Raw genomic sequence first — 22,291 nt, 5'->3', positions numbered from 1 at the left:
TTGGAAATATTTTTTAAATTTTAGTAATTTTCCTGTGACGTTTTGGAACACTCATAAGGAGTGATTACTTAGTAATAGCGCTAAAACGCTACTACTAAGCCATTTTTTAGTTTCTCATTTCCTTTTCGTAGAAGCTTTAGCAGCTTTAGCCGCTTTTTTCGCTGCTTTTTCGGCTTCTATTGCAGCTAACTTTGCCTGTTCTTTTTCTTCGGCAATTTTCTGGAGATAGTAATGATAATCTCCTAAATAGACGCGGAATTCGCCATCACGAATTTCGACGATTTTATTTGCTACTTGAGAAATAAAGTAGCGGTCATGAGAGACTACAATTGCCGTGCCATCATAGTTTTGGAGCGCCTCTTCCAGCATTTCTTTAGCTGGAATATCTAGGTGGTTTGTCGGCTCATCTAAAATTAGTAGGTTAGCAGGACGTAAGAGCATTTTTGCCAATGCCAAACGAGCTTTTTCTCCTCCACTTAATGCCCCAACTGCCTTAAATACTGTGTCTCCAGTAAATAAGAAGCGTCCCAAAAGTGTGCGGACTTCTTGATTATCCCAGTCGGGAACTTCGTCATGGATAGTTTCCATGACAGTTTTTTTCAAATCCAAAGCTTCAGCTTGATTTTGCTCAAAGTAACCAGGAATAACGTTATGATCCCCTAATTTAACAATACCTTCTGTGGGTGGTTCCATACCCATAATTACGCGCAGAAGGGTAGATTTTCCAGCACCATTGGGGCCAAGGAAAGCAATGCGATCGCCTCTTTCAATTAAGAGATTTGCTCCCAAGAACAGGATTTTATCACCATAAAGATGAGTTAAATCTTGAATTTCCACTACTTCGCGTCCACTGCGAGGTGCAGGTGGAAAACGGAAATGTAGAGTTCTTACCCCAGCAATAGGTGCTTCAATACGCTCAATTTTTTCGAGTTGCTTTTCTCGGCTTTTTGCCTGGGTACTGCGGGTAGCACTGGCGCGGAATCTATCAACAAAGGTTTGCTGTTTCTCTAATTCTTTTTGCTGACGTTCGTAAGCACTCAGTTGTGCTGATTGACTTTCGGCTTTTTGTTCTAAATATGCCGAGTAGTTACCAAGGTAGGTACTGGAAACGCCACGTTCAGTTTCCACAATTTGAGTGCAGAGGCGGTCAAGGAACTCCCGGTCATGGGAGACTATTACCATCGGCGTAACCAGCCCTCTGAGGTAATTTTCCAACCACTCAATGGTTTCTAAATCTAGGTGGTTAGTCGGTTCATCCAGCAGCAACAAGTCAGGTTTTTGCAGCAGAATTTTACCTAAACTCATCCGCATTTGCCAACCACCACTGAAGGCACTGACGAGGCGATCGCCATCTTCTAGCCCAAACCCCATCTCTGGTAAAATTTTCCCGATGCGTGCATCTAAGTTGTAGCCATCCAAGGCTTCAAATTTGCGCTGCAAGCGATCCAATTTCTCGATCAGCCGATCCAGTTGATCTGGGTTAGCCGTTTCCATCTCTTGTGGGATGTGTGCCAGAGCTAACTGTACTTCGTTGGCTTCTTTGAAGACAGTCCAAAATTCTTCTTTAACGGTGCGGGTAGGGTCTACTTCAAACTCTTGGTTGAGGTAGGCTATATGTAAGCTATTAGGACGAATAATTTCGCCTGCGGTGGGTTCAATTTCCCCAGAGATAATTTTGAGTTGGGTAGATTTTCCAGCACCGTTGACACCGACTAAGCCAATGCGATCGCCTGGTTTAACTTCCCAGTTGATATCTTTGAGAACTTCGCCTGTGGGATAAATTTTACTTATATGTTCTAGTCGCAGCATTAAGTTTCTCTCAGGTAGGGAGTGGGTGGTTGAGGACGAAGTACTAACACCGCCTCTAATATTAACAAAAATTAACTATAAATTTGTCGTGAAAATGTCTGGAAGCTGCAAACCAAATTTGTCTTGAGCTACGGATAAAATTTACCACATCTATCTTAAGGGTGGCTTTGTGTTACTTGTCTAACTTCTTCGACACTCAAATCTAACGCTTGTGCTACTTGTTCTACAGTCAACCCTGCTGCCAACATTGCTGGTACTGCTTTTAGTTTCCCTTGAACCTTACCTTGTTCTACACCTTCCTGAAAGGCTTCCTGATAAAATCTGGTTTGCTTTAACTCGCTTAAGCTAAAGATTTGCTCGATCTCCTCCCTACTCATTGTGGGAAACTTGTAAGCCAAAATAGTCTCTATAAATTGTAATAATTGCTGTTGTTTTGGTAGTGAGTTTATCTCGGACTTGGTTCTGTCTATCAACACCCAAGCTTTAGCGATCGCTATATCGTCGGTTGCGATTACTAATTTAGCAGTTGCAATGCCAATTGGAAGCGATGCATTTTCACCTAATTCATCTAAATAAATGCGCCTGACGCGCCCACTTGTGAAAAACTCACGGTAATGTTTGATATCTCCTGTATCTACATTCCTGTTGGGGTATAAAACCACAGCATCCCAGTCAACCCCTTCGGGGAATTCAAAATTCAAAATTCAAAATTCAAAATTCCAAGTTCATAACTTCAAAGAATATATCAGGGAATTCTTGAAACAGCCGATAAAAGATGATGTCTGTTTTCAAAATTTTCTATCATTTGAAAATTTTGATTTGCTGTTCATGTGTTACTTGATTCTTCAGAACCATCTCGCACTTTCAGCAACTGCTCTTTTGCCATCCCTAATATACGTGAAAGGGGTGCTAATAAATTATCATCAAATGCTTCTCCGGCATAAATATTATTCAGTTCCGTAGGAGATAATTTAAAGGTATCGCAGAATTTTGCAAACTCCTGGTTACTCAAGTCAAGCTCTTTTTGCCGATCTTGAAGTAAAACTGCGATCGCTCTAGTTCCATGCTTTGGACGCTCACTAGTTTTTACATATTTTTCCATTAAATAATATACTTTCCTGGTATCGCCTCCCAGTTTTTTAATTAAATCAGTACAAGCCATTTTTAGTGCTTTTTTTAAAACTTCTTCTTCATTTAGAAACTTAATAATTTCGCCAGCATATTCTGGTTTAAAAAATCCCACTAAATCACCTTTATGATAAATTGGTATATAAGGCTCATTTGATTCAAAATGCCAATCTAATGGTTCGTTGCGTAGCGACATAGCTCCACCCCTAAATATTTTAAGATTGCATCATTTTAAAACCTTTTATTCTTTAACTGCCACTGGTTATAGCGTTCCCTAATCACATGAGGTAGATCGTGACCACATCGAATGTCGGTATCACCAAAAGTGTATTAGAGTACGCAGGTGAAACTCCTGGTATTCCCTTTACTCCAGTTGCTGTATACCAAATGGTAGCTTGTCTACGAAATACTAATGGAGTTGTAACAAAGAAGAATTTATAGATGGGGCATGGTATCCTTCTAAATAAGAACAGATTTACTGGTTATCCCCCAGAGTTTTTTGATCCTCTTCCAGCAGATCGTTCTTCTTCTCTAAAATTCGGACTATGATTTCAGAAAACCCTCCCATTGAAGAACGCTATGGATTGGAGGACATAGATACAATTGCTGAAGGATTGCTGGTAGATGCCCCTTTTGACCAAGTAGGTGAAATTTTGGCATCTTTGGGGGTGCGATGGGAACGTGATGTTGATAACCAAAATATTCAAAATCCTGGACTATTGGTGTTCCAATTCCGAGGACACTTATGGACTGAAATTTTAGATGCATCTATGACCGATAAGTATACCCCTGTTCCCACTGACACATTTGATGATTCTTCTGACCGCTTTGTAACTAGTTCGTGGAATTGGGAGTTGCAGGCTCAGTCCCTTTCTCAACAGCTACACACCCGAACAATTTACTACTGGGTTGATGATTGTGGTTTTACCATTGGTTACGCTTATTGGAAGAACGGCGAGATGATGGAGCGTCTCGAGTTTGATGAGGATATCTGGCAAGATACTCATGATGAAGCTTTGGTGGACGCGCCAGAACGGACTGTTGAACCACACCTATTTGAGTCAAAGTTCCGGCAACTGACAGCAAGAGAAATAGAGAATTCATATAGCTTTGTAGAAGACTTCCTATATGAACAGCAGGCTTATGCAGCTACCAGATTGAGTCGCTTCAATTGTCAACGCGATGATTTTGTGGGGCTTGACTATATTGCTTTCGTATGACCAGAGTATCACCTAAATTTCCTAGTCATCATTAACTAACTACCATTTTGGATTGGTAATGTCTTAAGTACCTTTGGCAAAAAAATGGTAGGAATTAGCCTTCCCAGTCTTGACGAGTATCGCATAGGAAATGGTCTGCGATCGCATCATCAAACAAATAAAGGCAATGCTCTGGAAAAATTCGTAATGGTAAGTTAGTTTCTCGTAGCGCCAAATCAACACCCACTTCAAAGCCATCTAACAAGGCTTCTTCTATTCGAGACTTTAAGCTAGGGTTCTGCCGCAGATGCCTATGAATGGCGCGGCGCTGTTCTCGAATTGTTAAAAACCAACTGCAACAACGTTGTTCGGGTTGATACTCCCACTTCAAGAAATGACCGAGTAATACACTCAGACGACTCACGAGTTCCCGATACTCCTGTCTCCCCAAAGCTTGAATTTCTTCTTGCAGGTGTTCCCAGTCTAGTTCCATAACTAGCCTTTGCTCTAACGCTTTAGCCTGCTGCTGTGTCCAGCCATAGAAGTCCTGATCGTACAAAAAAGGTTTGTCCATAGGGTTGAATCTTGACAGCAAGAAACCACAAGCTAGTTTGATCCGATTTTGCGCTAAATCGCCCTTAAAAAATTTAATTACGAATTACGAATTATTTAACTGGCCTTCGCTTCATCTCCGGATGCTTCAGCCACAGCCGCCAATCTATCTGCCGCAGCTTGCACAATTTGAGCCACTTGGCTAAGAGGCATGTGCTGGATTTGTCTCAGAATCAGACTCAAATCTGAAGTTTCTGGAATTGGCTTGCCATCAATGCAGCTGATTAACTCTTCCATTGTGTAGCCTGCTTTCGATGCGATTCGAGCCAAATTTTCTGTATCTGGAACCTTCACACCTTTTTCCCACATCTGAACAGCAGTAGCAGATACTCCCAAAAGCTTACCAAAGGCTCGCTGACTCATTGAACCGCGAGCTAGTTTAATGATTTCAATCAGTTTTTGTTTGCTTTCGATCTTCACTGCTTATATAGCTAGCCAACTGTATGTACAAGTTTACTTTCAATAATACAAGTTTACTTTTATATTGACAGCCTTGTGTTTTAGTACTAAACTATATCTCTGGTTGTAAATCGGCAACTACAGGCATCAAGCTAGTAGAATAATCCATCTATCTTTAATCAACCCAAAAAACTTAGTTTGCTACAGCGCTTGTGCTAGTAGCTAGACTTTGTTGCGAAGAAATAATATCGAAGGTGCATCATGTCTCGCAAGCCGCGCAAAATTAACCAATATCGCCGCAAAGGTAAAAACCTTATAGCCACTAATAAAATTAAACCAGAACAGTGGAACATTTCTGACGCAGAAACCAAAGAAGCTTTAAAAGTTAAAGGCTACGATGTTAAGCAAATCAAAAAAATCCACCTTTTGAAGCATCAAGTATGTATTTCCTACTGGGATGAAAAAGGCAATATATGCAGCAGCTTTTTTAGCTACCGGATTTTTGCACGTTGGCAAGAAGAAGCCCAAAAGCTAATTTATACCTGCCAAACCCTGAAGGAATGGGCAAAGTTAAATTACCTTATGAAGTACGAATTTGCTTATTACCATTATCCCAGTGAAATAGAAGATACACTCCACGCAATATTAGAAAACCACCTGTCTGTGTTAAAAGCAACAGTACAACAAGTGGTTTTACATAATATTTAACAGCAAAAATTAGTTAGCGGCAGAAGTCGCTAACTCCGCGAGACGTTCTTGCTGGTCTAGAGATATACAAGATTGAATAAGTGTCTCTAAATCACCATCCAAAACAGGGGTAAGAGAATAATTCTGACCTAACCGATGATCGGTAGCGCGATTATCTTTATAATTATAGGTGCGAATTTTTTCCGATCGCGATCCAGTACCAACCTGCGATCGCCGCATGGAAGTTACAGCTTCTTGTTGTTCGCTTAACTTAATTTCATACAACTTCGCCCGCAGAATTTGCATCGCCCGTTCTTTGTTTTGCAACTGGCTGCGTTCTTCTGTACAGAAAATGCGTATTCCCGTTGGTTTGTGCATCAAGTCAACGGCTGTTTCCACCTTGTTGACGTTTTGTCCACCAGCACCACCAGAACGGGCTGTAGTCATTTCAATATCTTTCGGGTCAATGTGAATTTCCACATCATCCACCTCTGGCATAATTGCTACGGTAGCTGTGGAAGTATGAACCCGTCCCCCAGATTCAGTTGCCGGCACGCGCTGCACGCGATGTACACCAGCTTCAAACTTGAGCTGGCTGTAAACGTTATTACCTTTAATTTCGAGAATGACTTCTTTCCAGCCACCCATTTCTCCACGAGATTCGCTCACCAGAGAAACTTTCCAACCTTGAGTCTGGGCATAGCGGGTGTACATCTGCATCAAATCGCCAGCCCAAATACTTGCTTCATCGCCACCAGTGCCAGCGCGAATTTCCAACATGATATTCTTTTCATCATTGGGGTCGCGTGGTAGCAGCAAGACTTTCAAGCGAGACTCTAAATGTTCTATTTTTTCTTCAAGTTCTTTTACTTCCAGTGCTGCCATTTCTTGCAACTCTGGGTCACTTGCAGATTCTTTGTAAACCTGACGCGCTCCTGTCAAGTCTTCTTGGGCTGTTTTCCAAATTTCATAAGTATTAACTACTTCTTCCAAAGAAGAACGAGACTTAGCAATTTCTTGATACTCATCAGGATTGCTAGCGGTATCGGGGTCGCCAAGACGACGTGTTAATTCATTAAAAGTTTGTTCAACGGATTTTAGTTTGTCCAGTAAGTATGATTCAGCCATGACGAGTGCGATCGCTCCTTAAAAAAATAACAAATTGGCTCGAGCATATAAATGAAAATCGACCCAGCTGATGCAGGGCCGTCGTTAACAGCAGAGCCAACCCGCTACTTTTTGTTTTGATCGTCGCTAGATGCTTGAGTGCTGCTCATACCGTACTTGCGGAGGAAGCGCTCTACTCGACCTTCAGTGTCAATAATCTTCTGAGTGCCGGTGTAAAATGGGTGATTTCCAGACCAAACATCTACATGCAATTCTGGCTTGGTAGAGCCAATGGTCATAACGACTTGACCGTTGCAGTAAACTTTAGCATCTGGATACCACTTGGGGTGAATATCAGCTTTAGCCATTGTTCCTTTTGTGATGAATCTATATAAATTATAACTTTCAGGTTTCAATTGCAGCTAGAAGAAGGGAGAAGGGAACAGGTTACAGGTAACAGAAAACTATTACCTATCCCCTGTAATCTATCACCTTCTTCACCCATACCCAATGCTCTAACGCTTAGAGTACTGAGGCGCTTTCCGAGCTTTATGTAAACCATATTTCTTCCGCTCTTTTGCTCTGGGATCGCGAGTCAAATAACCTTCGGTTTTCAAAGGTGGGCGGTTATCTGGGTCGAGTTGGCACAAAGCACGTGCAACTCCCAAACGAACAGAATCAGCCTGTCCGGTCAAGCCGCCGCCTTCTGCTTTTACCAAAATGTCATATTCGTTTTCTAAACCTAGAGTTTCCAGGGGTGCTTTAATCACTCCCAGGTAGTTGGGGTTGAATTGGAAATACAAATTTCCATCTTTACCGTTCACAATCAGTTGACCGGTGCCTGGAACCAAGCGTACCCGTGCTACTGCGTTCTTACGACGGCCAGTACCCCAGTATACGGCGCGACCGCTATTAGCATCTGCTACTACCATTAATTTTCTTCTCCAGGAATTGTACTAACTTTTAGTTCTTTAGGCTTTTGAGCATCATGAGGATGGGTAGGTCCAGCGTAAACTTTCAGCTTGGTGAACAACTGCTTACCGAGGCTATTTTTAGGTAACATACCTTTAACAGCTTGTTCTAAAATCCGCTCTGGTATGCGCTCTTGCAGTTTAGCGAAAGTTTCGGTTTTCATCCCACCAGGGCGACCAGAATGGCGGCGATAAAGCTTTTGAGTGCGCTTTTTGCCTGTAACTGCTACTTTCTCGGCATTGATGACGATTACGAAGTCACCTGTATCTAAATGAGGCGTATATTCGGGTTTCTTTTTGCCTCTTAATACCTGAGCGATTTCGCTGGCGAGGCGACCGAGGCGTTTATCGGTGGCATCTACTATGTACCACTCACGCTCAAGGGTTGCTTGAGAAGGAAGGTATGTTTTAACTATTGTCATTTGTCATTTGTCCTTTGTCATTTTTAATTTGTCATTAGTCATTTGTCCTTTGTCATTTGTTATTTGTCCTTTGTCCAAAGTCAGTTGTCCTTAGTTATTCACTAATGACCAATGACTAATGACTCTTGACTAATGACCAATGACTCTTGACTAGTGACGAACTTTGGCAAGGTGTCGTACCAAATCTCTTTTGGAAAGGGAAAATCGGGATAGCCGACTCGCAACAAGCACAAGCCTTGAGGCGGTGCGGCATATTTCACTTCTTCCCGACGTTCTTCTTTCCAGAGTTCGGTGAAGCTAGAAAGTGTTCGTTCTCCAGAACCTATTTGTACCAGCATCCCTACCAACAGCCGTACCATGCCATACAAAAATCCATCTGCCTGTATTTCAATATGGATAAATGGCCCACTGCGACGACACTCTGCTGCTTGCACCTCTACCCAGGAATGCGATCGCTTTGAGCCTGCACGGTGAAAAGCAGCTAAGTGATGTTTTCCCAAGAGAGGTTTCAAGGCAGCTTGGATTAAAGATTCATCCAGGGGTGCATAATAATAATGCCAACTGAAGGGTCTTACAAACAAGTTAAGCCGATCTTCAGTATATATTGTGTAGCGATACCGTCGATAGGCTGCACTAAAGCGAGCGTGCCAACGGTTATCGACACTAGCTGAAGCCCTGATTAATATATCTGGTGGCAGGTAGCTGTTGAGGATTGTTGCCCACTTGTGAGGCGGAATAAAACCTGTAGCTTCAAAATGGGCTACTTGAGCAGCAGCGTGAACTCCTGAATCGGTTCGCCCAGCCCCATGTAGTGTTACATGATGCCCAAGAATAGTCGCGATCGCAATTTCGATCTCTTCTTGGACTGTCCGGTGTTGTTTTTGCCTTTGCCAGCCATGAAAATGAGTGCCCAGGTATTGGATTACCAAGGCTACTCGATGAGTTGGTGTAGGCTGGTGGCTTTCTAACATACAGATTTTGTCCTTTGTCATTTGTCTTTTGTCAGTAGTCCTTTGTCATTTGTCCTTTGTTATTTACTAATGATTAATGACTAATGACCAATGACCAATGACCAATGACTTAAACCAATTCAATTATTGCCATTTTTGCATTATCACCTCGACGCGGTACGGTATGCAGGATGCGGGTATAACCGCCCTGGCGATCGCCATATCGAGTTGGAGCTTGCTCAAATAAAGCATGAACCAGTTGTTTGTCGAAGATATAGCCAAGAGCTTCGCGGCGTGCTGCCAAGGAGCCATTTTTGGCTAGTGTAATCATTTTTTCCACTTCACTTCGCAGAACTTTCGCTCTCATTAAAGTGGTGGTAATTTTACCATGACGGATCAGCTCGGTGGCGAGCGATCGCAGTAAAGCACGACGTTGATCGGCTGGTTTACTGAGTTTTTTGACGCGACAACGGTGACGCATAATTATGCACTATGAATTATGAAGGTTTTTCTTAAGGGTGTTTCGAGCCTCTTTCCATTGGCAGGGTGATGCCCAAGCGTCGCTGCAAAGCTTCCACGACTTCTTCTGCTGACTTCTGCCCAAAGTTCTTAATTTCTAAGAGGTCTTCTTGGGTATAATCCAACAAATCTGCCACAGAGTTAACTTGTGCCCGTTTGAGACAGTTATATGCCCGCACAGAAAGTTGCAACTCTTCGATGGGTATCTGGGCAGTTGGGTCGTCTGGAATATCCGAACCTGTGTCTGTTGGTTCTAGGGAGATGTCCTTCAACGGGTTGAATAAATCTACCAAGATCGCAGCAGCAGAAGATAGTGCTTCTTGAGGAGAAACACTGCCATTTGTCCAAACTTCCAACAGTAGTCGGTCTTTTGGAATCAAACCTTCCCCACGAGATTCTTCAACACTGTAGTTGACTTTTCGCACCGGCATAAATATCGAGTCAATTTGAAGAAAATCCAACGATGTGGCTTCTTCACGTCCTCGCTCTACAGTGCGATAGCCTTTGCCTTTCTCGATCCGAAATTCCATTTCCAGCTTTCCACCCTCAGCGATGGTGGCTACATACTGGGTCTGATCGATGACTTCTACTTCACTGGGCAAATCAAAATGTGCCGCAGTGATTGTTGCTGGGCCGCTAACAAGTAATCTACCAATCTGGGGCTGCGAAGAATAGTTTTTCAGGATAACTTCCTTCATTCTCATGAGGATTTCCAGCACATCTTCCCGCACGCCCGGAACTGTGGCAAATTCATGTGAAACACCCGCAATCCGCACTGCTGTAACTGCTGTACCTTCTAAATTAGACAGTAAAACCCGCCGCAGTGCGTTGCCAACAGTTGTTCCTTGACCGCGTTCTAGAGGTTCCAATACAAATTTACTGTAATGGTTCCGACTTTCTTCGGTATTCGACTCTACACATTCAATTTGAAACTGCGCCACGGATGAGCCTCCCTTTTTCTAAGGTGCTGCTAGCAGACAAATCAATTGCCTCCAGAATTGATTGCCAATTTTCGATTTTGGACTTTGGATTTTGGATTGTGCTTCTTTCGTTCATGCTCCACCTCTTATTGGCGGAACAAATCTTAAATCATCAACTTAAAATCCACGAGGCCCAGCACCCTTATAGTCGGGTTCAATCTAAAATCGCAAACCTAAAATCCAAAATTGATTAATAATATTTTGGGTAGCCCGAAGTTTAACAGCTTTCCTGACGGGAAAATCTGACACCCTTCTGGTCGCCCAAGCTTTAATTCAATGACATTTTGAACGTTAGACGCTCAAGCGGTCATTGCTGGCTGTAACTTTTCGTCCTCACTGCCCAAGTTTTGGTGTTTAAACTCGACGGCGCTTGGGTGGACGACAACCATTGTGAGGAATCGGGGTAATATCCCGAATCAGTGTAATTTCCAGTCCTGCTCCTTGAAGTGCCCGGATAGCGGTTTCTCTACCTGCTCCTGGGCCACTGACCATTACCTCAATTTGACGCATTCCTTGATCGATAGCTCGGCGAGCTGCACTTTCAGCTGCGGTTTGCGCTGCAAAGGGAGTTCCCTTTTTTGCTCCCTTAAAACCGCTAGAACCAGCGCTAGCCCAGGAGATGACATCTCCATTTTGATCGGTAATGGTGACAATGCTATTGTTGAAAGTAGATTGGATGTAGGCCATTCCACTGGGTACATTCCGTTTCTGCTTCTTGCTCCCGGTTTTTTTAGTTGGTTGTCTCGCCATACTTGTTTAGTTGATTTAAGGTAAAACTTGCTCGGATTAGCAAGCGTTGCAAAATTATTTCCCTGGAGCCTTCTTCTTCCCGGCCACTGTCTGCCTTCTGCCTCTACGGGTTCTGGCATTGGTGCGAGTTCTTTGTCCTCTGACTGGTAAGCCCATACGATGACGACGACCTCTGTAGGTACCAATGTCAACTAAGCGCTTGATGTTCAAAGACTCCAAGCGCCGCAAGTCGCCTTCAACTTGATAGTTGGTTTCTATTTCCCCTCGTAGGGCTGTCACATCGGCATCACTTAAGTCCTTAACGCGGGTATCTGGGTTCACACCAGTAGCCGCTATAATTTCTTGAGAGCGTGATAACCCAATTCCGTAGATGTAAGTCAGACCGATCTCGACGCGCTTATCGCGTGGAAGGTCTACTCCGGCAATACGTGCCACAATGAACTCTCCCTATTGTTTTCGCAATTACTGTTGGTTTGAAAAACGTGAGCGTCTTTTCGTTTTAATGATATGTGCGTCCTGCAACTAGCTCTGTTGGTAAGAGCGTTATCCTTGACGTTGTTTGTGCTTGGGGTTCACGCAAATCACCATGACGCGACCACGACGTTTGATCACGTTACATTTTTCACAAATTTTCTTGACTGAGGCTCTAACTTTCATGCCTTTTATTTTTTGACTCCAAATATAAAATTATAGCATTTATAGGGAAATCAATCCAGTTAAATGACTAATAAACAGTCAAAAAAATGGTTTTATGGTAAAATTCTCTACATTATAGTTACTTCTTTCGTAGTCGATAGGTAATTCTGCCTTTGGTCAAGTCGTAGGGGGTTAACTCCACCTTGACGCGATCGCCGGGCAAAATCTTGATATAATTTCGGCGAATCTTGCCGGAAATGTGTGCTAGCACGTTAAAGCCATTGTCCAAGTCAACACGAAACATCGCATTGGGCAAGGACTCTGTAACCGTGCCTTCCATTTCAATCAAATCTTGCTTAGACAATTTGTTTTTTCCTCAACTCAACAATTTCGTGTTCAGTTGCAGCGCTTCATCTGCAAAGAAACACATTTTAAGAAATATATCAACAGTTTATTAATATATCTTAGCTAAAATTGATCTTTTTTTTGGTATAGGGCATTGAGCATTAGGCATGGGGCATTGGGAAAGAATTACTGTAGCTCCTCCCATGCTTCCTTGTCTCCCTCATGCCCTGCCCTCTCTTTTTCAGGAAGCGATTACCTTTTGTAGTTCACCAGTGACATCTTTTTGGGACTGATTGCCATTGACTGTTAGGAGTTTTTTGCGATCGCCATAATAATCAATTAAAGGTGCAGTTTCCGCGCGGTACACTTCTAAACGACGACGAATCACTTCTTCAGTATCATCTTTTCGTCCTCTAGCTAGCAAACGCGCGATGACAATTTCATCTGGTGCATCTAAATTGACTACCCTTTCACCACCTTGATGTATTGCTTCTAGTAACTTCTCCAGAAAAGCTGCTTGGGTCACTTTCCGGGGAAAGCCATCAAGAATCCAACCATTTTTGGCATCTGGTTGACCGAGGCGCTCCTGTACCAAATCTTGCACTAGCTGGTCGGGTACTAACTCGCCACTATCAACATAGCTTTGAGCTTTAATTCCTAAAGGAGTCTGCTCTTTCATGGCTTGTCTTAATATTTCCCCAGTGGAAATATGGGGGATATTCAAGTGTTCAGCCAAAGTTTGAGCTTGTGTTCCTTTACCCGCTCCAGGTGGTCCCAAGAAGATTAATCGCGTCACTATTATTTCACCATTCCTTCATAGCGCTGAGAGATAACATAAGTTTGAACTTGTTTGGCTGTCTCAATTGCCACACCAACTAAAATCAGCAAAGATGTCGCACCGATGCCCCGGAAAGTTTTTACATTCAAAGCGCTTTCCACGGCTGTGGGGATAATAGCGACGAAGCCCAAAAAGATCGCACCCAAAAAAGTTAGTCGGTTTGACACGCGTTCGATATACTCGCTAGTTGCCTTGCCGGGACGAATTCCAGGAATACTAGAACCCATTTTCTTCAAGTTCTGCGCCACATCTACCGGGTTGAGAATCAACGAAGAATAGAAGTAGCTAAAGAAAACAATGGAAACCATGTAGACCAAGGCATAGACCCAGGAGCTAGAACCGCTTGGACTCAAATAAGTGTTAACTATATTCGCCAAATCGGCATTTTTAGTAAAATTGGCGATCAGCAGTGGCAAACTGAGGATGGCAGCAGCAAAAATAATTGGCATCACGCCGCCTTGATTTAGCCGCAGTGGCAAATAGCTCCGTTGCTCTGCCAAAACTCGCCGACCTACTTGGCGACGAGCCGAAATAATTGGGATGCGGCGCATTCCTTCCTGCACAATCACAATACCAACAATTGTTGCGAGGAAAACTAAGATCAACACGATTACGCGACCCACTGCTTCCCGACCGCCGACTTGCACCAAGTCGATGGTATCGCCTAAAGCTTTTGGTAATGAGGCAACAATGTTGACAAAAATCAACAATGATGCCCCGTTCCCAATACCCCGTTCTGTAATTAGTTCTGATGCCCACATGACGAACATCGAACCGGCAGTTAGAGCGATCGCAGTTTCAGCGACAAATATAGGCCCTGGCTTGAGGGCAAATTGCTGGAGGAATAATGCCGAAAAAGCTGTACTTTGAAGAATTGCCCAACCTACAGTTACATAGCGGGTAATTTGCGATATTTTTCGCCGACCGGCTTCCCCTTCATTTTTCTGTAAATTTTCTAAAGATGGAATCGCCGCGGTGAGCAATTGGATGATAATAGACGCATTAATGAAGGGCAAAATTCCTAAAGCAAAGACTCCCAAAGTTGAAAGTCCTCGCCCAGAAAATATATCCAATAAGCCGAATATGGAATTACTGCCCGATATGGCTTCGGCAAATCTCGGTCTATCAATCCCTGGCACGGGTAAGAAAATACCCAGGCGAACCAAAATTAAAATACCGACAGTGACAAGCAGCCTACCTCTGAGGCCAGCTGCCTGCGCCATCTGCATAAAAGTTTCTTGAGCCGTTGGGGCTTTATCTCGACTGATCATAGAGTGCTACCTTTATAGTGAACCAAGCACTGGCAGCGAGTTGGCTTGCATTTAAGTGCGCTGTTCCGGCTCACTCATAAGACTTCACAACTACCACCAGCTGCCTCAATTTTGCTACGAGCTGAACCTGTGAAAGCTGCCGCTTGTACCTTGAGCGGAATGCTCAATTCCCCGTTACCTAAAATTTTCAATGGCCCTTTGACAGCAGTCAGGATACCTGCGGCTTTCAATGAGGTCAAAGTTACTTCCGTATTCGCGGGAAGGGAGGCTAGCTTCTCTACATTAATCGTAGTGTAAATCTTCTGATTAACAATCGGAAAGCCCTTCAGCTTAGGTAGGCGGCGGTACAATGGCTGTTGACCACCTTCAAAACCTGGTCGTGTACTACTACCAGAACGAGATTTTTGACCCCGCATACCTAGACCAGCACTAGCACCTTGACCGGCAGAAATACCTCTGGCTACACGGCGCTTGCGTTTCTTTGAGCCTTTTTGCGGCTTAACATCATGGAGTCTCATAAGTTATCAAGTTCTCATTTGTCGTTTGTCATCTGTCTTTTGTCATTTGTCATTTGTCCTTTGTTATTCACGAATGACCATCGTACAGACGCGATTAATCGCGTCTCTACTGACTAATGACTAAATTAGATGTAGAGATTTTGAATAGGAATACCGCGATCTTCGGCGACTTCAGAAAGGGTACGCAGTGTAGATAAGGCATTAACTGCGGCTCTAGCATTATTGAGCGGATTGTTTGAGCCTAGTTGCTTGGCTAGGACGTTACGAACTCCGGCTAATTCCAACACAGTTCGTACAGCACCACCAGCAATTACCCCAGTACCAGGTGCGGCTGGACGCATAAGCACTTTTGCACCGCCACCGACACCATCAATAGGATGGGGAATGGAGTTGGATTTGGTGATTGGGATATCAATGAGGTGTTTTTTGCCGTCGGCTACACCTTTTTTAACGGCACCTATTACATCTGAAGCTTTGCCTACTCCGACTCCAACTTGACCGCGTTCGTTACCAACGACAACGATCGCTCGGAAGCTGAGTTTTTTACCACCTTTAACCACTTTACTTACGCGGCGGATTTGGATAACCCGCTCTTGCCAAGTGGTTTCTTCTTTTTTGGCACGCTTTGTTCTACTTTTACGCTCTGTTGCCATAATTTATGCCTCTTTAGTCATGAGTCATGAGTCATTAGTCATTAGTCATTAGCTCTTATACAAGGGACAAAAGAAAAATGACAAAGGACTAATTTAGAAATCTAAACCAGCTTCGCGTGCTGCATCAGCGAGTGCTTTGACACGACCATGATATAAGTTACCACCGCGATCGAAGACTACTTTGGTGATGCCTTTTTCTAGCGATCGCACTGCAATCAACTTACCAACTTGTACCGATGCATCGCGGTTTGCACATGACGCTAAACTAGATTTCAACTCTGGTTCTACAGTCGATGCGGCCACGATGGTTTGATGTTGAGTATCATCAATTATCTGGGCATAAATATGCTCATTAGAACGAAATACGGATAAACGCGGACGTTCTGGGGAGCCAACAACTTTGCCACGAACGCGTCGATGACGACGGTTTTTTGATTCTCTACGAGTAAGTTTCATTTCTACTTCTTACCACCCTTACCAGTCTTACCAGCTTTCCGTCTGACTACTTCACCGGCATAGCGGATGCCTTTACCTTTGTAAGGTTCTGGTGGACGAACAGAACGAATTTTTGCGGCTGTGTTACCGACGATTTCTTTGTCATAGCCGCTAACAATAACGTTAGTGGTACCTTCTACGGCAAACTGAATTCCATCTGGTGGTTCAATTTGCACTTGATGGCTGTAACCCATATTTAAAATTAGGTTACGCCCTTGAATTTGTGCCCTATAACCAACACCTTGAATTTCCAAACGGCGCTGAAAACCTTGGGAAACTCCCTCGACCATGTTGGCAACTAAAGTGCGGCTCAAGCCGTGCAATTGCTTTGATATCCGAGTTTCATCCTGACGATTTACGTGTAATATTTCCCCCTCTTGAGAGAGTGAGACATTATCTCTGAGAGTGCGAGAAAGTTCTCCTTTCGGGCCTTTCACCACAATATTCGTACCATCGATCGCCACTTGAACTTTGGCGGGAATAGTAATTGGACGTTTACCAATACGTGACATGACTTTTTGTCCTTTGTTATTTGTCCTTTGTCTTTTACTAATGACAAATGACTAATGACCAATGACTACCAAACGTAACAAAGTACTTCGCCACCCAAGTTCTGACGCCGCGCTTCGCGGTCAGTCATAATGCCACTGGATGTAGAAATAATGGCAATGCCAATGCCGCCTAGTACCCTTGGTAATTCTTTTCGATTTGAATAAACACGCAAGCCAGGCTTACTCACTCGCTTTAAAGCGGTGATCAGAGGCTGACGGTTTTTACCCTTGTATTTCAGGGAAATCACCAGATTGCGTTTTACCCCTTCTTCTGCTTCTTCGATTTCAGCAATAAAGCCTTCCTCCCGTAGCACTTTGGCAATGCTTCGGGTCAATTTTGTCGCTGGCACTTGTGTAGTTTGATGCCGCGCCAGGTTGGCATTGCGGATGCGCGTCAGCATATCTGCAATTGTGTCGTTAGCCGCCATCGTTCCCTCTATAGATGAACTTATTGATCGCGAAAGGGCATTCCTAATTCTTTAAGTAAGGCGCGTCCCTCTTCGTCGTTTGTTGCTGTGGTGATGATGGAAATATCCATCCCACGCACTTGATCGATGCTGTCGTATTCGACTTCTGGAAAAATTAGCTGTTCTCTCACACCTAGAGTGTAGTTACCGCGTCCGTCAAAGCTTTTGGGGCTAACGCCGCGAAAATCTCGAATTCTGGGTAGTGACAGGCTAACTAACCGATCGAAAAAGGCATACATCCGTTCGGCTCTGAGTGTCACCATGATCCCTACAGGCATCCCTTGACGAATCTTAAAGCCAGCGATCGCCTTTTTCGCTCGTGTCACTACTGGTTTTTGACCAGTTACTACGGCAATCTCATTGATGGATGCCTCTAGTGACTTCGCATTTTGAGCTGCTTCACCCAAACCTCGGTTAATCGTAACCTTTACTAATTTCGGTACTTGATGAACGTTGGTATATTGAAACTGATTAATCAGTTTGGGGACGATCGTCTCTTGATATAAGGTTTTGAGTCTTGTTGTCGCCATAGTTTTTTGTCCTGATATCCCTGGGCTTGGTCAGGGAACTTTTATTGTCCTTTGTTATTTGTCCTTTGTCATTTGTCTTTTTACTAATAACTAATGACTAAATGACCAATGACTAATCACTATTTATCTAAAATTTCGCCAGTTTTCTTGAGTTTTCTCACCTTTTTGCCTTCTGAGGTAAAGGTGTAACCAACACGACTGGCAACGTTTTGCTTGGTGGAATAAAGCATGACGTTGGAGCTATGAATCGGGAATTCTTGGGTAATAATTCGCCCCGATTCCCCTTCTTGCTGGGGTTTGACGTGCTTGGTCTTGATGTTGACACCTTTGACAATGACTTTACTCAGTTGAGGAAGTGCTTGGATAATTTCACCAACCTTTCCTTTGTCTTTACCAGCAATCACTTGTACGGTGTCGCCAGTTTTGACGTGCATTTTGTGGAATACTTTGGGCGTACCCTGTTTGGTTGCCATTAAAGCACCTCCGGAGCCAGAGAAACAATTTTGGTGAAGTTTTTGTCGCGCAGTTCCCGTGCAACTGGGCCAAAAACCCGTGTGCCTCTGGGATTACCGTCTTTGTTGATGATTACAGCAGCGTTATCATCAAAGCGAATACTCATGCCGCTATCGCGATTTACAGCTTTCCGAGTCCGAACAATTACTGCTTCCACCACATCAGACTTTTTCACAGCCATATTGGGTGTAGCATCTTTGACAACTGCGATAATTTTATCGCCAATAAAACCATAACGACGGTTGCCTCCGCCTAAGATGCGGATGCACATCAGTTTGCGGGCGCCGCTATTATCTGCGACATTCAGGTAAGTCTGGGGTTGAATCACAATTATTCTCTCTTGTAATGTTGTTAGTTTCTAACAACGATGAGGTTTAAGTAGGTTTGACGTTCAGGACTTCTGTGATTTTCCAGCGCTTGGTTTTACTCAGGGGTCTAGTTTCCTGAATGCGAACGCGATCGCCTACTTTACACTGATTTTCTTCGTCGTGAACTTTATATCGTTGGGTGTTAACCACAATCTTGCCGTACTTGGGGTGAGGAGCGCGGTTTTCTATGGCGACTACCACAGTTTTTTGCATTTTATCGCTCACTACCAAGCCAACTCGTTCTTTAACTGCCATAATCTCCTACTTTTTTTCTTCTTTAGCCGATTGACTTGCTGCCCGTTTGCGTTCTGTTTCTAGCGTCAGCAATTGAGCTAGGCGGTGGCGCAATTGTCGGAACTGATGGGGCTTTTCTAATTGTCTGGTGGCTTTTTGCAAGCGCAACTGAAATAGTTGTCTTTTGGTCGCGACAATTTCATCAGAAAGCTTCTCGTCGCTTAATTCTCTAGCTTCTGAAATTTTAGGAAGAGGCATAAGCTACTCCTGCTCCTGTGGTTGAGAGCGCACAATAAACTTAGTTTTGATGGGTAGTTTAAATGAAGCCAAACGCATCGCTTCACGAGCGATTTCTTCAGAAACTCCACCGATTTCAAACAAAATTCGTCCTGGCTTGACTACAGCTACCCAAAACTCTGGATTACCTTTACCGGAACCCATCCGGGTTTCAGCAGGACGCATGGTTACAGGTTTATCAGGGAAAATCCGAATCCAGATTTGTCCACCCCGACGGATATAACGAGTCATTGCCCGACGGGAAGCCTCGATTTGACGCGAGGTAATCCAAGCAGGTTCTTGAGCTTGGAGGGCAAAATCACCGAAGTTGAGGGTACTACCACGGCTGGCTAGTCCTTCCATCCGTCCCCGCTGTTGTTTGCGGAATTTAGTTCTTCTAGGGCTTAACATGGTTTGTCATTTGTCATTTGTCATTTGTCATTTGTCATTTGCCATTTACTAATGACTAATGACTAATGACGATTTATCCTTCGTTTGAGCGGTCTTCAAATTGCTGGCGACGACGTTGTTGTTGACGACGACGGGGTTCGCGTTCGCGATCGCGGGGTTCGCGTTCGCGATCGCGGCTTGCGGGTGGTAGTGGATCTGGTTCCTGTCCAGGAATAATTTCTCCTTTAAACACCCATACTTTGATACCCAAAATACCGTAAACAGTTTTTGCTGTGCAATAAGAGTAGTCAATGTCAGCCCGTAAGGTATGTAAAGGTACTCTACCTTCACGAGTCCACTCTGTCCGGGCAATTTCTGCACCGTTGAGGCGACCGCTAACTTGGATTTTAATACCTTGGACACCAGCGCGTTGGGCACGTTGAATCGATTGCCGTACTACCCGCCGAAAGGAAACCCGACGTTCCAATTGTTGAGCAATGTATTCGGCAATTAGGTAGGCATCAGCATCAACTCGTTGAACTTCAACTACATTAATGCGAATTTGACGATTACTACCCAACAATCCTTGGAGTCCGGTACGTAAGGATTCGATACCTTGTCCACCACGACCCACCACTACCCCAGGTCTAGCCGTGCGTACTTCTAAGTCGATTTGGTCAGCTTTGCGCTCAATCCGTACTTCGGAAATTCCGGCGTTATTTTGAGCCTGTCTACCCAGCTTTTGTTCTATGTATTGACGCAGTTTGTGATCTTCTTGGAGAAGTTCTGGATAGCGATCGGGAACAGCAAACCAACGGGATTGATGTTCATGCGTAATACCCAGGCGAAAACCAACTGGATGAATCTTTTGTCCCACAAATGCTTCCTCTAAAATTTCTTACTTTACGCAATTTATAACGTGTTTATTTTTCTGGAGCAGCTGCAACAGCTACGGTAATATGACACGTCGGCTTGCGAATTTGGTAAGCTCGACCTTGCGCTCTTGGTTGAAAGCGCTTCAACGGCGGCCCTTGATCGGCATAAGCCTGAGTAATTACAAGTTGAGTCCGATCTAACCCAGCGTTGTGTTCGGCATTGGCAGCAGCGCTTCTGAGAACCTTCAATATGGGTTCAGTGGCGCGATAGGGCATGAATTCCAGGATGATTAACGCTTCTCGGTAAGATCGCCCGCGGATTTGATCGAGTACCCGACGCACCTTGTAAGCCGAGATGCGGATAAAACGAGCGATCGCTTTTACTTCAGTAGTATTAGTAGCCATAATTTTCTCCAATTGTGTCCTTCGTCCTTCGTCCTTTATCCTTTGTCTTTTGTCGAAAGCTAATAACTAATGACCAATGACAAATGACAAATGACCAATGACTAATAACTACCTACCTGCTTTTTTGTCGCTTTTTCCATGACCCCTGTAGGTGCGTGTCGGGGCAAATTCACCCAACTTATGTCCTACCATCTGTTCATTGACAAAAACGGGAACGTGTTGGCGTCCGTTGTGAACAGCTATGGTATGTCCTACCATTAGAGGCAAAATTGTCGAAGCTCTTGACCAAGTTTTAATAACTTCTTTTCTGTTATTGTCGTTGAGCTTTTCAATTTTTTTTAGGAGATGATCCGCAACAAAAGGACCTTTTTTTAGAGAACGACCCATAGTTCAATTTTGGATTTAGGATTTAAGAATTAGGAGTGAGCAGTTAGGAGTGAGAGTTAATAAGTTAGATTCAACTCATAACTCATAACTCATAACTTCTAACTCTTTAAGATTCACGACCACCGCGACCGCGTTTAGAAGACTTACGACGACGACGTACAATCAACTTGCTGCTAAGTTTCTTGCGATTGCGTGTCTTCGCACCCAATGTAGGTTTACCCCAAGGTGTAACAGGCCCCGATCTCCCGATAGGCGCTCTACCTTCACCACCACCATGTGGGTGATCCACTGGGTTCATGACGCTACCTCTAACCTTAGGACGGCGACCTTTCCAGCGATTTCGTCCGGCTTTACCTGCACTCAGGTTTCTCGCGTCGGTGTTGCCTACTTGCCCAATGGTGGCGTAGCACTCGCGTCGAATCAAGCGGACTTCTCCTGAAGGTAACTTGAGAGTTACATAATTACCTTCTTTTGCCACGACTTGGGCGCTAGCACCAGCAGCACGGACAATTTGACCACCTTTACCAGGAGTGAATTCTACGTTGTGAACACTAGTACCCAAGGGAATCTTCGAGAGAGGTAAGGCATTACCATCTTCAAAGGGAGCTTCAGGCCCAGAAATAATTATTGTTCCAACTTTCAACCCGTTGGGGTGAAGGATGTACCGTTTTTCGCCGTCTTGGTAATACAAAAGGGCAATTCTGGCGTTACGGTTAGGATCGTATTCAATTGCTGCGACTTTTGCCGGAATATTATGTTTATCCCTTTTAAAATCGATGATCCGATAAAGCTGTTTGTGTCCGCCACCCCGACGACGGCTAGTAATCCGCCCGTGATTGTTCCGACCTTTGGCGCGATGCTTCGAGGTAGTTAAGGATTTTTCTGGTTCGCTTCTGGTAATTTCCGCAAAGTCAGAGATTGTAACTTGGCGAGTGCTGGGGGTATAAGGGCGATAAGAACGAGTACCCATAATCTATTTTGGATTTTGGATTTTGGATTTACTTAA

At 44.0% G+C, this 22,291-nt stretch carries 35 protein-coding genes and 1 pseudogene; 3 read left to right on the top strand and 33 right to left on the bottom strand.

Translation table 11 applies throughout. The features are described 5' to 3' along the window. Positions 1-114: 114 nt before the first annotated feature. From RM368_RS11810 to RM368_RS11800, 3 genes and pseudogenes are all read right to left on the bottom strand, one after another. The gene (locus tag RM368_RS11810) at positions 115-1,809 is read right to left on the bottom strand and encodes an ABC-F family ATP-binding cassette domain-containing protein (protein ID WP_322694221.1); all 1,695 of its coding nucleotides are present in this window, start codon (positions 1,807-1,809) and stop codon (positions 115-117) included. Positions 1,810-1,964: 155 nt separating this feature from the next. Then, positions 1,965-2,483, bottom strand: a pseudogene (locus tag RM368_RS11805) (Rpn family recombination-promoting nuclease/putative transposase); the annotation flags it as partial. 152 nt (positions 2,484-2,635) lie between these two features. Continuing rightward, positions 2,636-3,133, bottom strand: coding sequence for a hypothetical protein (locus tag RM368_RS11800; RefSeq protein WP_322694220.1), 498 nt, complete (start codon positions 3,131-3,133; stop codon positions 2,636-2,638). A gap of 98 nt (positions 3,134-3,231) precedes the next feature. Here RM368_RS11800 and RM368_RS11795 point away from each other — a divergent pair, with 98 nt between their 5' ends. Then, complete coding sequence (locus RM368_RS11795) at positions 3,232-3,378, top strand: hypothetical protein (protein WP_322694219.1); 147 nt, start codon at positions 3,232-3,234, stop codon at positions 3,376-3,378. A gap of 104 nt (positions 3,379-3,482) precedes the next feature. Then, a complete protein-coding gene (locus RM368_RS11790) occupies positions 3,483-4,157 on the top strand; it encodes a hypothetical protein (RefSeq protein ID WP_322694218.1) in 675 nt (224 codons plus the stop codon). 94 nt (positions 4,158-4,251) lie between these two features. On the opposite strand, the gene RM368_RS11785 is transcribed toward RM368_RS11790, so the two are convergent. After that, complete coding sequence (locus tag RM368_RS11785) at positions 4,252-4,710, bottom strand: DUF29 domain-containing protein (RefSeq protein WP_322694217.1); 459 nt, start codon at positions 4,708-4,710, stop codon at positions 4,252-4,254. A gap of 95 nt (positions 4,711-4,805) precedes the next feature. After that, complete coding sequence (locus RM368_RS11780; protein WP_193945773.1) at positions 4,806-5,168, bottom strand: helix-turn-helix domain-containing protein; 363 nt, start codon at positions 5,166-5,168, stop codon at positions 4,806-4,808. 240 nt (positions 5,169-5,408) lie between these two features. Here RM368_RS11780 and RM368_RS11775 point away from each other — a divergent pair, with 240 nt between their 5' ends. Next, positions 5,409-5,855: a hypothetical protein gene (locus tag RM368_RS11775; RefSeq protein ID WP_322694216.1), complete on the top strand. Its 447-nt coding sequence runs from the start codon at positions 5,409-5,411 to the stop codon at positions 5,853-5,855. 9 nt (positions 5,856-5,864) lie between these two features. On the opposite strand, the gene prfA is transcribed toward RM368_RS11775, so the two are convergent. From prfA to rplB, 28 genes are all read right to left on the bottom strand, one after another. Continuing rightward, entirely contained in the window at positions 5,865-6,962 is a 1,098-nt protein-coding gene (prfA, locus tag RM368_RS11770; protein WP_322694215.1) for a peptide chain release factor 1, read from the bottom strand. Positions 6,963-7,066: 104 nt separating this feature from the next. Then, entirely contained in the window at positions 7,067-7,309 is a 243-nt protein-coding gene (gene rpmE, locus RM368_RS11765) for a 50S ribosomal protein L31 (protein ID WP_322694214.1), read from the bottom strand. Positions 7,310-7,456: 147 nt separating this feature from the next. Further along, on the bottom strand, positions 7,457-7,873 hold the full coding sequence (gene rpsI / locus RM368_RS11760) for a 30S ribosomal protein S9 (RefSeq protein ID WP_190935522.1): 417 nt from the start codon (positions 7,871-7,873) through the stop codon (positions 7,457-7,459). Further along, on the bottom strand, positions 7,873-8,328 hold the full coding sequence (rplM, locus tag RM368_RS11755; protein WP_322672303.1) for a 50S ribosomal protein L13: 456 nt from the start codon (positions 8,326-8,328) through the stop codon (positions 7,873-7,875). The genes rpsI and rplM overlap by 1 nt, the downstream gene beginning before the upstream one ends. 107 nt (positions 8,329-8,435) lie before the next feature. Then, on the bottom strand, positions 8,436-9,305 hold the full coding sequence (gene truA / locus RM368_RS11750; RefSeq protein WP_322694266.1) for a tRNA pseudouridine(38-40) synthase TruA: 870 nt from the start codon (positions 9,303-9,305) through the stop codon (positions 8,436-8,438). A 109-nt stretch (positions 9,306-9,414) separates the two neighbouring features. Further along, positions 9,415-9,765 carry a 50S ribosomal protein L17 gene (gene rplQ / locus RM368_RS11745; protein ID WP_322694213.1) on the bottom strand — a complete coding sequence of 117 codons (351 nt, stop codon included), beginning with the start codon at positions 9,763-9,765 and terminating at the stop codon, positions 9,415-9,417. Between the two features lie 31 nt (positions 9,766-9,796). After that, the gene (locus RM368_RS11740; RefSeq protein WP_322694212.1) at positions 9,797-10,744 is read right to left on the bottom strand and encodes a DNA-directed RNA polymerase subunit alpha; all 948 of its coding nucleotides are present in this window, start codon (positions 10,742-10,744) and stop codon (positions 9,797-9,799) included. A gap of 393 nt (positions 10,745-11,137) precedes the next feature. Then, positions 11,138-11,533, bottom strand: a complete 396-nt coding sequence (rpsK, locus tag RM368_RS11735; RefSeq protein ID WP_069070761.1) for a 30S ribosomal protein S11 — start codon at positions 11,531-11,533, stop codon at positions 11,138-11,140. A 54-nt stretch (positions 11,534-11,587) separates the two neighbouring features. Then, positions 11,588-11,968: a 30S ribosomal protein S13 gene (rpsM, locus tag RM368_RS11730; RefSeq protein WP_104906411.1), complete on the bottom strand. Its 381-nt coding sequence runs from the start codon at positions 11,966-11,968 to the stop codon at positions 11,588-11,590. 108 nt (positions 11,969-12,076) lie between these two features. Beyond that, a complete protein-coding gene (gene rpmJ / locus RM368_RS11725; protein WP_015129703.1) occupies positions 12,077-12,190 on the bottom strand; it encodes a 50S ribosomal protein L36 in 114 nt (37 codons plus the stop codon). Between the two features lie 118 nt (positions 12,191-12,308). Beyond that, entirely contained in the window at positions 12,309-12,533 is a 225-nt protein-coding gene (infA, locus tag RM368_RS11720; RefSeq protein ID WP_006276978.1) for a translation initiation factor IF-1, read from the bottom strand. Positions 12,534-12,755: 222 nt separating this feature from the next. After that, positions 12,756-13,310, bottom strand: a complete 555-nt coding sequence (locus RM368_RS11715; RefSeq protein ID WP_322694211.1) for an adenylate kinase — start codon at positions 13,308-13,310, stop codon at positions 12,756-12,758. A gap of 2 nt (positions 13,311-13,312) precedes the next feature. Continuing rightward, a complete protein-coding gene (secY, locus tag RM368_RS11710) occupies positions 13,313-14,623 on the bottom strand; it encodes a preprotein translocase subunit SecY (RefSeq protein ID WP_322679500.1) in 1,311 nt (436 codons plus the stop codon). 74 nt (positions 14,624-14,697) lie between these two features. Continuing rightward, positions 14,698-15,141, bottom strand: a complete 444-nt coding sequence (gene rplO, locus RM368_RS11705; protein ID WP_322694210.1) for a 50S ribosomal protein L15 — start codon at positions 15,139-15,141, stop codon at positions 14,698-14,700. A 125-nt stretch (positions 15,142-15,266) separates the two neighbouring features. Continuing rightward, complete coding sequence (gene rpsE, locus RM368_RS11700; RefSeq protein WP_322665907.1) at positions 15,267-15,794, bottom strand: 30S ribosomal protein S5; 528 nt, start codon at positions 15,792-15,794, stop codon at positions 15,267-15,269. 93 nt (positions 15,795-15,887) lie between these two features. Next, positions 15,888-16,250, bottom strand: a complete 363-nt coding sequence (gene rplR, locus RM368_RS11695) for a 50S ribosomal protein L18 (protein ID WP_322694209.1) — start codon at positions 16,248-16,250, stop codon at positions 15,888-15,890. 2 nt (positions 16,251-16,252) lie between these two features. Next, complete coding sequence (gene rplF / locus RM368_RS11690) at positions 16,253-16,801, bottom strand: 50S ribosomal protein L6 (protein ID WP_322694208.1); 549 nt, start codon at positions 16,799-16,801, stop codon at positions 16,253-16,255. A 65-nt stretch (positions 16,802-16,866) separates the two neighbouring features. Beyond that, positions 16,867-17,268 carry a 30S ribosomal protein S8 gene (rpsH, locus tag RM368_RS11685; protein WP_094349096.1) on the bottom strand — a complete coding sequence of 134 codons (402 nt, stop codon included), beginning with the start codon at positions 17,266-17,268 and terminating at the stop codon, positions 16,867-16,869. Positions 17,269-17,288: 20 nt separating this feature from the next. Then, positions 17,289-17,837: a 50S ribosomal protein L5 gene (gene rplE / locus RM368_RS11680; protein ID WP_322684763.1), complete on the bottom strand. Its 549-nt coding sequence runs from the start codon at positions 17,835-17,837 to the stop codon at positions 17,289-17,291. Positions 17,838-17,956: 119 nt separating this feature from the next. Then, positions 17,957-18,310 (bottom strand): 50S ribosomal protein L24, encoded by a 354-nt coding sequence (gene rplX / locus RM368_RS11675; RefSeq protein ID WP_292729115.1) that lies wholly within the window; start codon positions 18,308-18,310, stop codon positions 17,957-17,959. After that, positions 18,310-18,678, bottom strand: a complete 369-nt coding sequence (gene rplN, locus RM368_RS11670; RefSeq protein WP_099101129.1) for a 50S ribosomal protein L14 — start codon at positions 18,676-18,678, stop codon at positions 18,310-18,312. Before rplN ends, rplX begins: the two co-directional genes overlap by 1 nt. A 46-nt stretch (positions 18,679-18,724) precedes the next feature. Next, complete coding sequence (gene rpsQ, locus RM368_RS11665) at positions 18,725-18,973, bottom strand: 30S ribosomal protein S17 (RefSeq protein ID WP_094349093.1); 249 nt, start codon at positions 18,971-18,973, stop codon at positions 18,725-18,727. A gap of 6 nt (positions 18,974-18,979) precedes the next feature. Continuing rightward, complete coding sequence (gene rpmC / locus RM368_RS11660; protein WP_322679494.1) at positions 18,980-19,210, bottom strand: 50S ribosomal protein L29; 231 nt, start codon at positions 19,208-19,210, stop codon at positions 18,980-18,982. Positions 19,211-19,213: 3 nt separating this feature from the next. Next, entirely contained in the window at positions 19,214-19,639 is a 426-nt protein-coding gene (gene rplP, locus RM368_RS11655) for a 50S ribosomal protein L16 (protein ID WP_069070775.1), read from the bottom strand. 73 nt (positions 19,640-19,712) lie between these two features. Next, a complete protein-coding gene (gene rpsC / locus RM368_RS11650; RefSeq protein WP_322694207.1) occupies positions 19,713-20,495 on the bottom strand; it encodes a 30S ribosomal protein S3 in 783 nt (260 codons plus the stop codon). Between the two features lie 46 nt (positions 20,496-20,541). Continuing rightward, on the bottom strand, positions 20,542-20,898 hold the full coding sequence (gene rplV / locus RM368_RS11645; protein ID WP_069070777.1) for a 50S ribosomal protein L22: 357 nt from the start codon (positions 20,896-20,898) through the stop codon (positions 20,542-20,544). Between the two features lie 108 nt (positions 20,899-21,006). After that, positions 21,007-21,285: a 30S ribosomal protein S19 gene (rpsS, locus tag RM368_RS11640; RefSeq protein ID WP_012410721.1), complete on the bottom strand. Its 279-nt coding sequence runs from the start codon at positions 21,283-21,285 to the stop codon at positions 21,007-21,009. Between the two features lie 106 nt (positions 21,286-21,391). Beyond that, a complete protein-coding gene (gene rplB / locus RM368_RS11635; protein ID WP_292864134.1) occupies positions 21,392-22,255 on the bottom strand; it encodes a 50S ribosomal protein L2 in 864 nt (287 codons plus the stop codon). Between the last annotated feature and the right edge of the window lie 36 nt (positions 22,256-22,291).

It is taken from the genome of Nostoc sp. DedSLP03 (genome assembly GCF_034530815.1).
Lineage (GTDB): Bacteria > Cyanobacteriota > Cyanobacteriia > Cyanobacteriales > Nostocaceae > Nostoc.
This window is presented reverse-complemented; position numbering and strand designations above follow the sequence as displayed.

Coding starts and splice junctions, on each gene's coding strand:
- rplO (WP_322694210.1), bottom strand. CDS start 15,141: ATGAGACTCCATGATGTTAAGCCGCAAAAAGGCTCAAAGAAACGCAAG.
- rpsK (WP_069070761.1), bottom strand. CDS start 11,533: ATGGCGAGACAACCAACTAAAAAAACCGGGAGCAAGAAGCAGAAACGG.
- rplF (WP_322694208.1), bottom strand. CDS start 16,801: ATGTCACGTATTGGTAAACGTCCAATTACTATTCCCGCCAAAGTTCAA.
- rplQ (WP_322694213.1), bottom strand. CDS start 9,765: ATGCGTCACCGTTGTCGCGTCAAAAAACTCAGTAAACCAGCCGATCAA.
- prfA (WP_322694215.1), bottom strand. CDS start 6,962: ATGGCTGAATCATACTTACTGGACAAACTAAAATCCGTTGAACAAACT.
- rplB (WP_292864134.1), bottom strand. CDS start 22,255: ATGGGTACTCGTTCTTATCGCCCTTATACCCCCAGCACTCGCCAAGTT.
- rplP (WP_069070775.1), bottom strand. CDS start 19,639: ATGTTAAGCCCTAGAAGAACTAAATTCCGCAAACAACAGCGGGGACGG.
- RM368_RS11810 (WP_322694221.1), bottom strand. CDS start 1,809: ATGCTGCGACTAGAACATATAAGTAAAATTTATCCCACAGGCGAAGTT.
- truA (WP_322694266.1), bottom strand. CDS start 9,305: ATGTTAGAAAGCCACCAGCCTACACCAACTCATCGAGTAGCCTTGGTA.
- rplE (WP_322684763.1), bottom strand. CDS start 17,837: ATGGCGACAACAAGACTCAAAACCTTATATCAAGAGACGATCGTCCCC.
- rplX (WP_292729115.1), bottom strand. CDS start 18,310: ATGGCAACCAAACAGGGTACGCCCAAAGTATTCCACAAAATGCACGTC.
- RM368_RS11790 (WP_322694218.1), top strand. CDS start 3,483: ATGATTTCAGAAAACCCTCCCATTGAAGAACGCTATGGATTGGAGGAC.
- RM368_RS11800 (WP_322694220.1), bottom strand. CDS start 3,133: ATGTCGCTACGCAACGAACCATTAGATTGGCATTTTGAATCAAATGAG.
- secY (WP_322679500.1), bottom strand. CDS start 14,623: ATGATCAGTCGAGATAAAGCCCCAACGGCTCAAGAAACTTTTATGCAG.
- rpmE (WP_322694214.1), bottom strand. CDS start 7,309: ATGGCTAAAGCTGATATTCACCCCAAGTGGTATCCAGATGCTAAAGTT.
- rplV (WP_069070777.1), bottom strand. CDS start 20,898: ATGGCTACTAATACTACTGAAGTAAAAGCGATCGCTCGTTTTATCCGC.
- RM368_RS11775 (WP_322694216.1), top strand. CDS start 5,409: ATGTCTCGCAAGCCGCGCAAAATTAACCAATATCGCCGCAAAGGTAAA.
- RM368_RS11785 (WP_322694217.1), bottom strand. CDS start 4,710: ATGGACAAACCTTTTTTGTACGATCAGGACTTCTATGGCTGGACACAG.
- rpsH (WP_094349096.1), bottom strand. CDS start 17,268: ATGGCGGCTAACGACACAATTGCAGATATGCTGACGCGCATCCGCAAT.
- rpsI (WP_190935522.1), bottom strand. CDS start 7,873: ATGGTAGTAGCAGATGCTAATAGCGGTCGCGCCGTATACTGGGGTACT.
- rpmJ (WP_015129703.1), bottom strand. CDS start 12,190: ATGAAAGTTAGAGCCTCAGTCAAGAAAATTTGTGAAAAATGTAACGTG.
- rplR (WP_322694209.1), bottom strand. CDS start 16,250: ATGAAACTTACTCGTAGAGAATCAAAAAACCGTCGTCATCGACGCGTT.
- rpsS (WP_012410721.1), bottom strand. CDS start 21,285: ATGGGTCGTTCTCTAAAAAAAGGTCCTTTTGTTGCGGATCATCTCCTA.
- rpsE (WP_322665907.1), bottom strand. CDS start 15,794: ATGGCAACAGAGCGTAAAAGTAGAACAAAGCGTGCCAAAAAAGAAGAA.
- rpsQ (WP_094349093.1), bottom strand. CDS start 18,973: ATGGCAGTTAAAGAACGAGTTGGCTTGGTAGTGAGCGATAAAATGCAA.
- rpmC (WP_322679494.1), bottom strand. CDS start 19,210: ATGCCTCTTCCTAAAATTTCAGAAGCTAGAGAATTAAGCGACGAGAAG.